Here is a 13,823-nt window from a genome sequence, read left to right on the forward strand (position 1 = left end):
AGGCCGTCGCCGACCTGCTGACCGTCAAGGAGCACTTCGGCGAGTTGCACGGCACTGCTGGCGCTGGCCGGGCTGGTCGTCGCGGCGGGGCTGACGCCCGTGGCGCCCGGGGAGGCGCGGGTGCTTCAGCTTCTCGGTAGGTACAAGGGGACCGTCCGCGCCGACGGCCTCCGGTGGGTGAACCCGCTGACGGAGCGGCGCAAGGTCTCCACGCGGATCCGCAACCACGAGACCGGGCGGGCGAAGGTCAACGACCTGGACGGGAACCCGATCGAGATCTCGGCCGTGGTGGTGTGGCAGGTGGCCGACACCGCGCGGGCCGTGTTCGAGGTGGACGACTTCGTGGAGTTCGTGGCGTTCCAGACCGAGGCGGCCGTCCGGCACATCGCGGGCAGCTTCCCCTACGACGCCCACGACCGGACGTCGCTGCGCGACAACGCCGACGAGATCACGGGGCAGCTGTCGGACGAGCTGGCGCAGCGGGTGGCGTCCGCCGGCGTGAAGATCATCGAGTCGCGGATCACCGGGCTGGCGTACGCGCCGGAGATCGCGCAGGCGATGCTGCGCCGCCAGCAGGCGGGCGCGGTGGTGGCGGCGCGGCAGCGGATCGTGGAGGGCGCGGTCGGCATGGTGCAGCTCGCCCTCGACCGGCTGGACGAGGAGAACGTGGTCGACCTGGACGAGGAGCGCAAGGCGGCGATGGTCAGCAACCTGCTCGTGGTGCTGTGCGCCGACCGCGACGCCCAGCCGGTGCTCAACACCGGCTCGCTCTACCAGTGAGCGCCGCGACCAGTGGCGGAGCGCAAGAAGATCCTGCTGCGGCTCGACCCGGCCGTGCACGACGCGCTGGCGCGGTGGGCCGCCGACGAGCTGCGCAGCACCAACGCGCAGATCGAGTTCCTGCTGCGCAAGGCGCTCGCGGACGCGGGGCGGATGCCCGGAACCGCGGGGCGGATGCGCGGCCCCGGGCGGCCGCGCAAGGCGCGGGACGACGAGGACGAGGGCGGCCCACCAGGGGACGGGGGCGAGGGCTAGCGGGGCAAGTGGTGATCCCTACAAGATCCGCAGTGCCGAACTTGTATCGGGCGCCAGCGGCGACCGGGGGGCGCGCCCCATAGCCTGCTCGGACATGGACCCCGAACGCCTGATCTATCCCCTCATGAAGCACGTGGTCATGGGACCCGCGATGCGCCTGGCCTTCCTGCCGAGGGTGAGCGGCCTGCGGCACGTCCCGCGGATCGGGCCGGTGATCCTCGCGGCGAACCACCTGGGGTTCCTGGACTCGTTCGTGCTGCCGCTGATGGTGCCGCGCCGGGTCCACTTCCTCGGCAAGCATGAGTACTTCACCGGGGCGGGCCTGAAGGGCCGCGCCACGGCGACGTTCTTCCGCAGCGTCGGCGCGATCGCGGTGGACCGGTCCGGAGGGCGGGCCGCGTTCGACGCGCTCGACACCTCGGCGGCGGTGCTGGAGGGCGGCGGGGTGTTCGCCATCCACCCCGAGGGGACGCGGTCGCCGGACGGGCGGCTCTACCGCGGCCGGACGGGGGTGGCGCGGCTGGCGATGCGGACCGGGGCGCCGGTCGTCCCGGTGGCGATCGAGGGCACCGACAAGGTGCAGCCCCGGGGGCAGGCCGTCCCGCGGCCGGGCCGGATCGGGCTGCGCATCGGCGCGCCGATGGACTTCCGGGGACGGGACGCGGGCGTGCCGCGCGGCCGGGCGGCCCGGCAGATCACCGACGAGATCATGGAGGCCATCCGGGGGCTGTCGGGCCAGGAGTACGTGGACGACTACGCGCCGAGGCCCGCCGAGCCGCGCTGACCGTCCGCCCCATGTTTCAGCGTGACCGATTGGGCACCATTCATGGGGACGGATGGAGATGATGTGGAAATCACCATGGACCTCGTGCTTCCGCGCGACGTGGCGAGCGTTCCGGCGACGCGCAAGCTCCTGGACGCGGCACTGGCCGCGCTCGGTGTCGAGGGCCACATCCGCGACGACATCGAGATGATGCTGACCGAGGCGTGCACCAACGTGATCAAGCACGCCGAGCACGGGGCGGACTACACCGTGCGGGCGATGATCCAGGACCGGCGCTGCGTGATCAAGGTGATCGACTCGGGGACGGGATTCGACGCGGCGCGCGTGCCGGCCCCCGATCCGGCGGCGGAGCAGGGGCGCGGTCTGATGATCATGAGGGCGCTGGCCGACGACGTCCGGTTCGCCTCGTTCCCCGAGGACGGGGCGCTGGTCGCGCTGGAGAAGCGCCTGTCCTACAGCGAGGACAGCCTCGGCGGGCTCCTCACCGCCGACAGCGAGACCCCGGACGGTTTCCGGCCCGGTTCGGGCGAGCTCGCGGCCCGGCTGTTCGAGATGGCCCGGGTCGGCGACACCCAGGGGATCCTCTCGTACGTGAACGACGGGGTGCCGGTGAACCTGTCCGACCACAGGGGCGAGACCCTGCTGATGCACGCGGCCTGCCACGGGCACGTGGAGACCGTCCGGGCGCTCACGCTGCGGGGCGCCGACCCGGACCGCGCCGACGACCGCGGCCACCGCCCGCTGACCGGTGCGGTGTTCAAGCGGGAGACCGAGGTCGTGCGGGTCCTGCTGGAGGCGGGGGCCGATCCGCGGGCGGGGTCGCCGTCGGCCGCCGACACGGCGCGGCTGGTCGGCGACACCGAGCTCCTCGCGTGGTTCGAGGAGACCGCTCCCCCGCCCGCGTGAGCGCTCAGCGCCGGACGCGCAGCACGAGCAGCGCCACCAGAAGCGCCGCGACGGCGAACCCCGCGCCGGTCGCGAACGCCGCGTCCATGCCGCCGACGGCGGCCGCGGGGCCGTGGCCGGACGCGGCGGACCCGTAGGCCGTCACCATGACGGCCGAGCCCAGCGACCCTCCCGACCACAGCATGGCCTGGGCGACCCCGGCCGCCGCGCCCGACTGCTCCGGCTCGACGCTGCCGAGGATCGTCGCGTTCAGCGGCAGCATCGACAGCCCGCCGCCCGCGCCCATCAGGAGGAACGGCACCAGCACCGCGCCGGCGTAGCCGTCCCCCGGAGAGAGCCGGGTCAGCCACAGCAGCCCGACGGTGAGGAGGGCGGTGCCGGCGACGACCAGGGGGCGGGCGCCGGCGCGCGCCAGCAGGCGCGGCGCGGTCCGCACGACGGCGAACTGCATCCCCACCATGGGCAGGAAGGCGGCCCCGGCGCGCAGCGGCCCGTAGCCGAGCACCTGCTGCAGGTACTGGGTGAGGAAGAAGAACGAGCCGAACATCGCGGCCGCCAGGCACAGCTGGGTCAGGTAGGACGCGGCCCGGTCGCGCCCGGTCAGCAGCCACAGCGGCATGAGCGGGCGGCGGGCGCGGGCCTCGACGGCCACGAAGGCGGCGAGCAGCGCGACCGCCGCGCCGAACGCCGCGAGCGCCCGGCCGTCGGCCCAGCCGTCCGACCCGGCCCGGATCAGCGCGTAGACGAGGGCGGTCATGCCCGTCGTGGAGGCGAGGGCGCCGACGACGTCGAACCGGCCGGGCCGGCGCGGCGTCTCGGTGAGGACGCGCGGCGCGGCCAGCGCCAGGACCAGGCCGACCGGGACGTTGACGAAGAACACCCAGCGCCACGACCCGGCCTCGGTCAGCACCCCGCCGGCGATCATGCCGACGGCGGCGCCCGCGCCGGTCACGGCGGAGAAGACGCTCAGCGCGCGGACCCGGGCGGCGCCCTCGAAGTTGGTGGCGATGAGCGCCATGGCGCTCGGCGCGGCGACGGCGGCGGCGACGCCCTGGGCGGCGCGGGCGGCCAGCAGCCACCAGCCCGCGTCCGCGAACCCGCCGGCCAGCGACGCGGCGGTGAACAGCACGATCCCGGCGGTGAAGGCGCGGCGGCGCCCGAACACGTCCCCGGCGCGCCCGCCGAGCAGGAGCAGGCCGCCGAATGCGAGCATGTAGGAGTTCTGGATCCAGGCGAGCCCCCCGGTGGTCAGGCCGAGGCCCTCACGGACGTCCGGGAGCGCGATGGTGACGACGGAGGTGTCGAGGCCGATCATGAGCTGGCAGCCGACGATGACGGCGAGGACGGTTCCTGCACGATGATGGAGGGGCGGCGCGGCCGCGCCGGGAGGTGTCGACTCCCGGGTCGCGGCCGTCCGCCCGCTGGCTGCGGTCAAGGCGAACCTTCCCAGAAATAAGGAACGGCGAAGTACACTATGTGGGGAACGTACCACCGACGCACGCAAAAGAGAACGCTAGCGTTCACTATTTTCGGGATCGTGCCGTGACCCGTGCCGACTCCGGTGCCCCCGCCGACCCGGGGCCCGCGGCCACCCGCCGCCGCGGCGGCGACCTGGAGGCCGCGATCTTCGACGCCGTGTTCGCCCAGCTGGAGGCCGTCGGCTACCGCGGGCTGACCATGGAGGGCGTCGCCAACGGCGCCCGCACCGGCAAGGCCGCCCTCTACCGGCGCTGGCGGTCCAAGAACGAGCTGATCACCGACGCGCTCAAGCACGTCCTGCCCGAGCCGCCGACCGCGCCGCGGACCGGGTCGCTGCGCGAGGACATGCTGCGGATCCTGGGCTGCCTGCGCGACACCCTGATCGCCTGCCGCGGGGCGGCGTTCCGGATGCTGAAGGAGGAGAGCGAGGAGGGCGTCGGCCTCATCCACGACGTCGTGCGCGACCGGCTCTCCAAACCCGTCCGCGACCTGCTCTACGAGGCGCTGCGCGAGGCCGCCGCGCGCGGGGAGATCCGGCCCGAGGCCGCCACCCGGCGGATCGCGAACGTGGGCCCGGCGGTGATGGTGTACGACAACCTCACCGAGGGCGGCCCGATCACCGACGACGACCTGGCGTCGATCGTCGACGAGGTCCTCATGCCGATCGTGCGCCCCTGACGAAGGTCGGGGTGCGCGGCGGCCGTTCGACCATGATCGGAAGCGGCCCGCGGCCGGGAGGCTGGGGCGATGCGATCATCATCCGCCTCCCACCGCCTGCTCGCGGCCGCGGCCGTCCTGCCCCTCGCCCTGTCCGCGTGCGGCACCTCCGCCCACGCGGCGAAGACCGCCGCCGCGGCGCCCGCCACGTTCGGCCTGCCCCGCCCGACGGGCCCGCACCAGGCCGTCGGGACGACCGAACTGCACCTCGTGGACGCCGGGCGCGCCGACCCGTGGGTGCCAGGCCGGACACGCGAACTCATGGTCAGCGTCTGGTATCCGGCCGACGGCGCCTCCGGGCCGAAGGCGCCGTACCTGCGTCCCGGGGTCGCCAAGGCGCTCTCGGAGGTCGACGCGCTCGGCGTGTTCAAAGCCGGGACGGTCGACTGGGCGGGCGCCCGGACCCACGCCGCCGAGGGCGCCCCCGCGGACGCGCGGCGCCCGAGGCCCGTCGTCCTGTACTCCCCCGGTTTCGGCGTCCCGCGCGCGCTCGGCACCACGATCGCCGAGGAGCTGGCCAGCCGCGGGTACGTGGTGGTGACCGTGGACCACACCTACGAGACGGCCCCCGTGGAGTTCCCCGGCGGGCGCGTCGAGCTCCAGCACATGCCCTCGCAGGGGCCGCAGCGGCTGAAGACCGGCCTGGACGCGCGCGTGAAGGACGCCCGCCTCGTCCTCGACCGGCTCGCCGCGCTGCGGGCCGGCCGCAACCCCGACGCCGAGGGGCGGGCCCTGCCCAGCGGCCTCGGACGGTCGCTCGACCTGTCCCGGGTCGGCATGGTCGGGCACTCCGCGGGCGGGATCGAGGCCGCCGAGGCCATGCGCACCGACCGGCGGGTGGACGCGGGCATCGACATGGACGGCACCATGCAGTACGCGGAGAACGACTTCGTACGGGTCGCGGAGACCGGGCTCGACCGCCCGTTCATGCTGATGGGGGCCGCCACTGGCGGCTCCCCGCAGACGCACCTGACGACCCCGTCCTGGACGTCGTTCTGGAACCGCTCGACCGGGTGGAAGCGCGACCTGAACGTTCCCGCCGCGAGCCACTACTCCTACACCGACGTCCAGGCGATCCTCCCGGCGCTGGACGGGGAGCTCGACATCCCCGCCCGGGACCGCGCCGACCTCGTCGGGACGGTCGACCCCGAACGGATGACGGCGTCGGTGCGGGCCTACGTCACCGCGTTCTTCGACCGGGCGCTGCTCGGACGGCACCGCCCGGTCCTCGACCGCCCGTCGCCCCGCCACCCCGACGTGCGGTTCATCCGCTGACCAGGCCGTGCACGCCCTCGCCGTCGGGCAGGATGAGCTGGCGGCGGGGGTAGGGCATCTCGATGCCCTCCTTGGCGAAGCGGCGGTGCAGCCGCTTGACGAACTCGTGCTTCAGGCGGAACTGGTCGCCGAACTCGTCGGTCCGCAGGATCACGGTGAAGCCGATCGAGGAGTCGCCGAAGGTGTGGAAGCGCACCAGCGTCTCGCTGTCCTTCACCCCGCCCTGCACCTCGTTCATGACCTCCTGGCCGACCTCGACGACCACGCTCTCGACGCGCTCCAGGTCGCTCTCGTAGGCCACGCGCGCCTGGATCAGCAGCGACATGTCCTCGGCGGGGCGGTGGTAGTTGGTGAGGATCGTGTCGGAGAACCGCTGGTTCGGGATGACCTCGATGTTGTCCGACAGCGTCCGGATGGAGGTGTTGCGCCAGTTGATGTCGACGACGTACCCCTCCTGGCCGCTGCTCAGCTTGATGTAGTCGCCGGGCTCGATCGTCTTGGACGCCAGGACGTGCACGCCCGCGAAGAGGTTGGCCAGCGTGTCCTGGAGGGCGAGGGCGACCGCGAGACCGCCGACGCCGAGGGCGCCGAGCAGCGGCGAGATCGAGATCCCGAGGCTCTGCAGCATCACCAGGACGCCGACGCCGATCACGAGGACCCGGGTGATGTTCGCGAAGATCGTCACATTGCCGGCGACGCCCTGCCGGACCATCGCGATCGAGCTGACCGAGCCCGCGATCAGGCGGGCCAGCGCCAGCGAGACGACGAGGATGGCGGCGGCCGTGAGCACCTTGGCCGTCACGTCCAGCGTGCCCCGGGGCAGGTGCAGCGCCCTGGCCGCGCCCCACAGGCCGAGCAGCACCGAGACGGGCACCGCCAGGTCCTTGAACAGGCGGGCGGCCAGGTCGTCCCACGCCCACCGGGTGTCGCCCGCCCGCCGGAACAGCCGGCCGGTCAGCAGCCGCAGGACCACCGCGATCCCGACCGCGACCACCAGCACGGCGACGGCTCCCACCACCCGATGCCAGGTCAGATCGCCAAGGTCAGCCATGACGCTGAAGATTCCTCCTCTGTCCGGGAAGGCACGGCGCCGCCCGTTGAAATATCCCTTTTGCGTGTTACGAGCCCTGATCGTAGTGAAGACCGGAGGCACTGCGAGGCACATCACGGCACATCTGGCTCCGGGGCCCGGGGACCTGCCGGTTACGATCGATCGAGTGGTGAGCGTGGGAATGATGCGCCGGCTCGGGGTCACGGCGCTGGGATTGCGGAACGGCCCCCACCGGGTGACGGTCGAGCGCGACCTGGAGGTCCCGGCCGCCGACGGCGTGACACTGCTGGCCGACCGGTACTCGCCCGCCGGCGTCGAGAAGGCGCCGACGGTGCTGGTCCGCTCGCCCTACGGGCGGCGCGGGCCGTTCGGCCTCATGTGCGGGCAGGGCTTCGCCTCGCACGGGTTCCAGGCCGTGGTGCAGAGCGTGCGCGGCGGCTTCGGGTCCGGCGGCGTCTTCGAGGCGCTGGACGAGCGGGAGGACGGCCTCGCCACCATCGAGTGGCTGACCTCGCAGCCGTGGTTCGGCGGCACGTTCGCCATGCACGGCCCGAGCTACCTCGGCTACGTCCAGTGGGCCGTCGCCGCCGAGGCCGGGCCCGAGCTGAAGGCGCTGTCGATGCAGGTCACGGCGTCCACCTTCCGGGACGCCGTCAACGTCGGCGGCACCTTCGCCCTGGAGTCGGCGCTCATCTGGGTCGACCTGACCGCGCGGATGAAGAACTCCCTGTCGGGCATCACGACCGGCATCATGTCGCCGCGCCGCGCCCGCCGCGCAACCCTGTCGGGACGCCCGCTGGCCGAACTCGACCGGCTCGCGACCGGCGAGCAGCAGCGCTTCTTCCAGGACCTGCTCGTCAACGGCCCCGACACGCCGTTCTGGGACAAGCGCGACTTCAGCACCACCGTGTCACAGGTCACCGCGCCGGTGAACATGACGGGCGGGTGGTACGACATCTTCCTGCCCTGGCAGATGAAGGACTACGCGGCGCTGCGCGCCGCCGGCCGGCGCCCCTACCTGACGATCGGGCCCTGGTTCCACGCCGACCAGCGCATGATGCGCGGCTCGGTCGCCGACGCGATCGCGTGGTTCCGCGCCCACCTGCTGGACGACCCGTCCGGCCTGCGCTCGCAGCCCGTCCGGATCTTCGTCACCGGCGCGGAGGAGTGGCGCGAGTTCCCCGACTGGCCCGTCCCCGGCATGCGCGAGGAGCGCTGGCACCTGCACCCGGCGGGCGCCCTGTCCCCTGGCGAGCCGCCGGAGTCCGATCCCGACCGCTACCGCTACGACCCGAACCACCCGACGCCGTTCCTCGGCGGCCCGACCCTGCTCGGCGAGACGCACCCCTCCACCGACCAGAAGCGCCTGGAGCGCCGCCGGGACGTGCTGACCTTCACCTCGGGCGTCCTGGACGAGGACATGGAGGTCATCGGCCCGGTGACCGCCGACCTGCACGTCCGCTCGAACCGCGAGCACACCGACTTCGTCGTGCGGCTCTGCGACGTCACCCCCGAGGGCGAGTCCCTCAACCTGTGCGAGGGTATGCGCCGCCTCGTCCCCGGCGCCCCCGAGCCCGGACCCGACGGGGTCCGCCGCGTCGCCGTCGAGCTCTGGCCGGTCGGCCACCGCTTCCGCCGCGGGCACCGCGTCCGCGTGCAGGTGGCCAGCGGCGCCTACCCCCGCGTCGCCCGCAACCCCGGCACCGGCGCCCCGATCGGCACCGCCACCGAGATGCTCACCGCCGACCAGGAGATCTTCCACGCCCCCGGGCACCCGTCCTCGATCACCCTGCCGATCGTCCGCTGACCGGCGGGGCGGCGGGGTCAGCCGCGGCGGGCCCGGAGGGCCTCCAGGGCCCTGTCGGCGTGGACGTTCATGCGGACCTCGCTCTTGACGACCGCGAGGACGCGGCGGTCGGTGTCGATGACGAAGGTCTGGCGCCTGGTCGGCATGAGGGCCACCGAGCGCTTGACGCCGAAGCGCGCCCGGACCTCGCCGGACGGGTCGGACAGCAGCGGGTAGCCGAGCGAGTGCTTGTCGGCGAACTCCTTCTGCTTGCCGACCGGGTCCGCGCTGACGCCCACCGGGCGGGCTCCCGCCTCCGCGAGCTCGGCGACCACGTCGCGGAAGTGGCAGGCCTCGGCGGTGCAGCCGGGGGTCATGGCCGCCGGGTAGAAGAACAGGACCACCGGGCCCTCGGCCAGCAGGCCGCTCAGGGTGCGCGGTTCGCCCGTCTCGTCCGGGAGTTCGAAGTCGTCGACGACGTCACCGGGTCTCATGGGTCGAACCTAGCCGAGGCCAGGACCGGGGCCCCGCGCGGTGCGTCATCCGTATCCGTCGCAGAAGTTTCGCCGCAGGTGAGCGCCGTGCGGCCGGCCCCGGGGGCAGGTATTCCGATTCGTCAGGTTTGACGGGGAGGGGGGAGGGATAGGAAACTGACCGAGCAGGTGTCTACGACGCAGATACCTCCGAGCTTCCCCTGTGTAGTCCCGGAGGATCCGTCATGCATCGCCCGCTTCACATCGCTCTGGTGTCCGCCTCCGACCTTGACGGCGAGCACCTGCAGTCAGTCCACGTCCGGGATCTCGCCCGCTCCCTCACCCGTCCGCTGGTCGCCGACGGTGAGCCGAACCAGGTGACGGTCTACACGCGCCGCCAGGACCGCTCCGCCCGCAGCCGGGTCCGGCTCGCGCCGGGCGCCGCCGTGGTGAACCTGGACGCCGGGCCCGCCCGTCCGCTGTCGGACGACGAGCTGCTCCAGCACCTGCGCGACTTCGCCGACGGCCTGCGCCGCCGCTGGTCCGGATCGGCGCGCCCCGACATCGTGCACGCGCACGGCTGGATCGGCGGCCTGGCCGCCTGCGCCGTCGCCCGCGAGCTCGGCATCCCCTTCGTGCAGAGCTACCACGGCGTGGCCGCCGTCGAGCGGCAGGCCGGACGCCAGGTCCACCCGCACCGCGACCGCCTGGAGAAGGCCATCGGGCGCGACGCCGACCTGGTGCTGGCCGGGCACGCCGAGGAGGCCACCGCGGTCGTGCGGACGGGCGTCCCGCGGCCCTCGGTCGCGGTCGTCCCCTACGGCGTGGACTCCGAGCACTTCTCCCAGGTCGGCCCGGCGATGCCGCACGGCGACCGGGCCCGCCTGGTGATCGTCAGCGAGGACCTCGGCACCGACGTCGAGACCGCGCTGCGCGCCCTGGTGCACGTCCCCGACGCCGAGCTGGCCGTCGCCGGCGGCCCGGAGCGCGAGGAGCTGGAGCACGACTCGGCCGTCCACCGGCTGCGGCTGCTGGCCAAGGAGCTGCACGTCGCCGACCGGGTCATCTTCCTCGGGCGGCTGCCCCGCAAGTCCCTGCCGAAGCTGCTGCGGACCGCCAGCCTCGCGCTCTGCCTGGCCCCGCACCAGCCGTCCCCGACGGCGCCGCTGGAGGCCATGGCCTGCGGCGTCCCCGTGGTGGCGACCCCGGTCGGCGGCAACGCCGACGAGGTCCTGGACCACATCACCGGCATCCACGTCCCGGCGGGGCGGCCCGTCGTGATCGGGCGGGCGATCCGGCAGCTGCTGTCGGAGGACACCACGCTGCACGGCTACTCGATCGCCGCCGGCGACCGCGCCCGCTCCCGCTACTCCCTGGAGCGGATCGGCGCCGAGACGCTGCGCGCGTACCTGAAGGTGCTGCCCGTCCCCGAGCCCGAGCCGGCCGCGGAGGACGAGGCCGAGCAGGAGACCGGCAAGGCCCCCGCCCTCGTCGGCTGACGCGCACCCGGCCCGCGGGCCCCGGACCGTCCCGGTCCGGGGCCCGCTGACGTCCCCCCGGATGGGATACTCGACCGGGATGACCGGAAAGGACTGTTCGTGCTGATCGGCAGGGCGGCGGAGCTGGCGGAGCTGACCGCCGCACTGGACCGCGCCGCCGCGGGCGGCGCGGGCGTCGTGCTGGTCAGCGGGGACGCGGGGGTCGGCAAGACGCACCTGGTGTCCGCGCTCACCGCCGCCGCCGTCGACCGCGGCTGCGCCGTCCTCGTGGGGCAGTGCGCCGAGCTCGGCGAGAGCATGCCCTACCTGCCGCTCACCGACGCCCTGTGGGCCGCCGCGCACGCCGGGACGCCGGAGGCGGACGAGGTCCGCGCCGCGCTCGACGCCCGGCCCGCGCTCGCGCGCCTGCTGCCCGACGGCGAGGGCGGTCCCGCCGCGGGGTCCGAGCTCGGCCAGCAGCAGCTGTTCGGCGCCGTGCTCGGCCTGCTCGGGGAACTGGGCGACGAGCGGCCCGTCCTGCTCGTCCTGGAGGACCTGCACTGGGCCGACCGGTCGACGCGGCACCTGCTGACGTTCCTGAGCCGCGTCCTGCAGCGCGAGCGGGTCTGCCTCGTCGGGACGTACCGGTCCGACGACCTGCACCGGCGGCACCCGCTGCGGCCCGTGGTCGCCGAGCTGCTGCGGCTGCCGAACGTGACGGGCGTCGAGGTCCGCCCGTTCGGGCGCGGCGAGACCGCCCAGTACCTCGCCGAGCTGGCGCGCGGGTCCGCCCCGGTCACGGCGCGGACCGTCGAGCGGGTGCACCGCCGGTCGGAGGGCAACCCCTTCTACGCCGCCGAGCTGTACTCCTCCGGCCTGGACGTCGGGGACGACGGGGCGGCCGGGCTGCCGTCCGCGCTCGCCGACCTGCTGCTGTCGCGGATCGAGCGGCTGTCGGACGCGGGCCAGCGGGTGGTGCGGGTCGCGGCCGTGGCGGGGCGCCGCGTCGACGACGAGCTGGTGCGCGTCGTGGCGGGGCTGGACGAGGCGACGGTCGGCGAGGCGCTGCGCGAGGTGGTGTCGCACCAGCTGCTCGTCCCGTCCGGCGCCGGGTACACGTTCCGGCACGCGCTGCTGCGCGAGGCCGTCTACGCCGACCTGCTGCCCGGCGAGCGGACCCGGCTGCACGCCGACTTCGCCCGGCTCCTGTCGGGCCTCCCGGCCGGCACGCGCGGGTCGGCCGCCGAGCTGGCGCACCACAGCCTCGCCGCGCACGACCTCCCCGCCGCGTTCGCCGCGTCCGTCCGGGCGGGCCGGGAGGCCGACCGCCTCGCCGCGCCCGCCGAGGCCTACGAGCACTACGACCGGGCGCTGGAGCTGTGGGACGCCGTCCCCGATCCGGAGGCCGCCGCCGGAACGGACCGGATGCGCCTGTCGCTGGCGGCCGCCCAGGCGTCCGCGCGGGCCGGCGAGCTGCGCCGGGCGGTGCACCGCCTGCGCCGGGTGCTGGCCGCGGCCGACCCCGCCGACGTGCGGCTCGGCTGCCTGCTGCGCGAGCACCTGGCCGGCTACCTCGGCGACATCGACGAGGACGCCGAGTCGCAGACGGTGGCGCGGGAGGCGGTCGCGATGCTGCCCGCCGACCCGCCGACCGTCGAGCGCGCCGACGCGCTCGCCACCTACGCGCGGACGCTGATGTACCGGGACGCGGCCGGGGAGATGCCCGGGTACGCCGAGCGCGCGATCGAGACGGCGCGCGAGGCGGGCGCCACCGGCGCCGAGGCCAGCCTGCTGGTCACGCTCGGCCTGTACCGCGAGTCGCGGGAGGCCGACACGGGCGTGGCGGAGGTGTTCGCCCGCGCCCACGAGCTGGCCGCGGCGGCCGGCGACAGCTCCATGATCGCGATGCGGGCGGCGTTCCACCACGCCCGGACGAAGTTCGACCGCGGCGACCTCGCGGGCGCGGTGCGCGCCGCCGACGCGGGCGTGAAGTACGCCGTCGACAACGGGATCGTGTGGAGCACGTTCGGCACCGTGCTGCGCTCCCTGCGCTACCTCGTCCACTACACGTCGGGGAACTGGGCGGAGGCGGGCCGGCTGGCCGACCAGTTCGCCGTGCAGGTCGTCCGCACGCCCGAGGCGCAGGTGTCGGCGTACGCCCTGTTCCTGGAGGTCGCGCAGGGCGCCCCGACGGTCGAGGAGCGGCTGCGCTGGATCGCTCCACTGTGGGGGCAGGACGCGTTCGTCAACTACCTCGCCCGCGGGCTCGCGGCCGAGCACGCGCTGTGGCGCGGCGACCCGGACACGGCCGCCGAGCACATCGGCGACGTCGTCGACACCGTCTACGTCCAGACGGTCGGGGCCATCCGCATCGCGGCGACCGGGCTGTGGGCGGAGGCCGAGCGGGCGGCCCGCGCCCGCGCCGCCGGCGACGACGAGGCACTGCGGGCGGCGCGGGAGACCGGCGACATGCTCCTGCGGATCGCGCGCAGCGTCGTCGCGGTCAACGTCGACGGGCAGCCGCGCGGCTGGCTCGGCTGGGAGGGGCAGGGCTGGCTGGCCCGCGCGGAGGCCGAGCGCCGCCGCCTGGACGGCGTCCACGACGTGGAGCTGTGGCGCAGGGCGGCCGAGCTGTTCACCTACGGCGACGCCGACGGCGGGTTCGTCTACGAGGTCGCGCGGTCGAGGTGGCGGCTGGCGGAGGCGCTGGCCGAGAACGGGGAGCGGGACGAGGCCGCCGTGCAAGAACGGCTACGCGCTCATGGTCGGCGGCGACGAGGACGACGTGAAGCGCCTGATGCCGATCTTCGAGACCCTCAAGCCCGAGGGTGAGTTCGGC

The 13,823-nt window shown here is 74.4% G+C and carries 11 protein-coding genes and 1 pseudogene; 9 read left to right on the plus strand and 3 right to left on the minus strand.

Annotated features, from left to right (window positions below; translation table 11 throughout):
- Window positions 1-57: 57 nt before the first annotated feature.
- The 4 genes and pseudogenes from ABWI04_RS38210 to ABWI04_RS38225 form a co-directional block, all read left to right on the plus strand.
- Window positions 58-780 (plus strand): annotated as a pseudogene (locus ABWI04_RS38210) (SPFH domain-containing protein); the annotation flags it as partial.
- A 12-nt stretch (window positions 781-792) separates the two neighbouring features.
- Window positions 793-1,035: a type II toxin-antitoxin system antitoxin gene (locus ABWI04_RS38215; protein ID WP_353835426.1), complete on the plus strand. Its 243-nt coding sequence runs from the start codon at window positions 793-795 to the stop codon at window positions 1,033-1,035.
- A gap of 94 nt (window positions 1,036-1,129) precedes the next feature.
- Entirely contained in the window at window positions 1,130-1,819 is a 690-nt protein-coding gene (locus tag ABWI04_RS38220) for a lysophospholipid acyltransferase family protein (protein ID WP_345183648.1), read from the plus strand.
- Window positions 1,820-1,882: 63 nt separating this feature from the next.
- Window positions 1,883-2,725, plus strand: a complete 843-nt coding sequence (locus ABWI04_RS38225; RefSeq protein WP_353835427.1) for an ATP-binding protein — start codon at window positions 1,883-1,885, stop codon at window positions 2,723-2,725.
- A gap of 4 nt (window positions 2,726-2,729) precedes the next feature.
- Here ABWI04_RS38225 and ABWI04_RS38230 read toward each other — a convergent pair whose 3' ends face one another.
- Complete coding sequence (locus tag ABWI04_RS38230; RefSeq protein ID WP_353835428.1) at window positions 2,730-4,160, minus strand: MFS transporter; 1,431 nt, start codon at window positions 4,158-4,160, stop codon at window positions 2,730-2,732.
- A gap of 107 nt (window positions 4,161-4,267) precedes the next feature.
- Between ABWI04_RS38230 and ABWI04_RS38235 the strand changes: the two genes are divergently transcribed.
- Complete coding sequence (locus tag ABWI04_RS38235) at window positions 4,268-4,882, plus strand: TetR/AcrR family transcriptional regulator (protein ID WP_345183654.1); 615 nt, start codon at window positions 4,268-4,270, stop codon at window positions 4,880-4,882.
- A 69-nt stretch (window positions 4,883-4,951) separates the two neighbouring features.
- Window positions 4,952-6,196 (plus strand): alpha/beta hydrolase family protein, encoded by a 1,245-nt coding sequence (locus ABWI04_RS38240; protein WP_353835429.1) that lies wholly within the window; start codon window positions 4,952-4,954, stop codon window positions 6,194-6,196.
- Here ABWI04_RS38240 and ABWI04_RS38245 read toward each other — a convergent pair.
- The gene (locus ABWI04_RS38245; protein WP_353835430.1) at window positions 6,186-7,247 is read right to left on the minus strand and encodes a mechanosensitive ion channel family protein; all 1,062 of its coding nucleotides are present in this window, start codon (window positions 7,245-7,247) and stop codon (window positions 6,186-6,188) included. The genes ABWI04_RS38240 and ABWI04_RS38245 overlap by 11 nt on opposite strands.
- Window positions 7,248-7,416: 169 nt before the next feature.
- Here ABWI04_RS38245 and ABWI04_RS38250 point away from each other — a divergent pair, with 169 nt between their 5' ends.
- Complete coding sequence (locus ABWI04_RS38250) at window positions 7,417-9,054, plus strand: CocE/NonD family hydrolase (RefSeq protein ID WP_353835431.1); 1,638 nt, start codon at window positions 7,417-7,419, stop codon at window positions 9,052-9,054.
- A 17-nt stretch (window positions 9,055-9,071) separates the two neighbouring features.
- On the opposite strand, the gene ABWI04_RS38255 is transcribed toward ABWI04_RS38250, so the two are convergent.
- The gene (locus tag ABWI04_RS38255) at window positions 9,072-9,527 is read right to left on the minus strand and encodes a peroxiredoxin (protein ID WP_353835432.1); all 456 of its coding nucleotides are present in this window, start codon (window positions 9,525-9,527) and stop codon (window positions 9,072-9,074) included.
- Window positions 9,528-9,751: 224 nt separating this feature from the next.
- Here ABWI04_RS38255 and ABWI04_RS38260 point away from each other — a divergent pair, with 224 nt between their 5' ends.
- A complete protein-coding gene (locus ABWI04_RS38260) occupies window positions 9,752-11,005 on the plus strand; it encodes a glycosyltransferase (RefSeq protein WP_345183664.1) in 1,254 nt (417 codons plus the stop codon).
- 99 nt (window positions 11,006-11,104) lie between these two features.
- Window positions 11,105-13,816 (plus strand): ATP-binding protein, encoded by a 2,712-nt coding sequence (locus ABWI04_RS38265; RefSeq protein WP_353835433.1) that lies wholly within the window; start codon window positions 11,105-11,107, stop codon window positions 13,814-13,816.
- Window positions 13,817-13,823: the final 7 nt, after the last annotated feature.

It is taken from the genome of Actinomadura sp. NPDC000929 (assembly GCF_040492065.1).
GTDB lineage: Bacteria > Actinomycetota > Actinomycetes > Streptosporangiales > Streptosporangiaceae > Spirillospora > Spirillospora verrucosospora.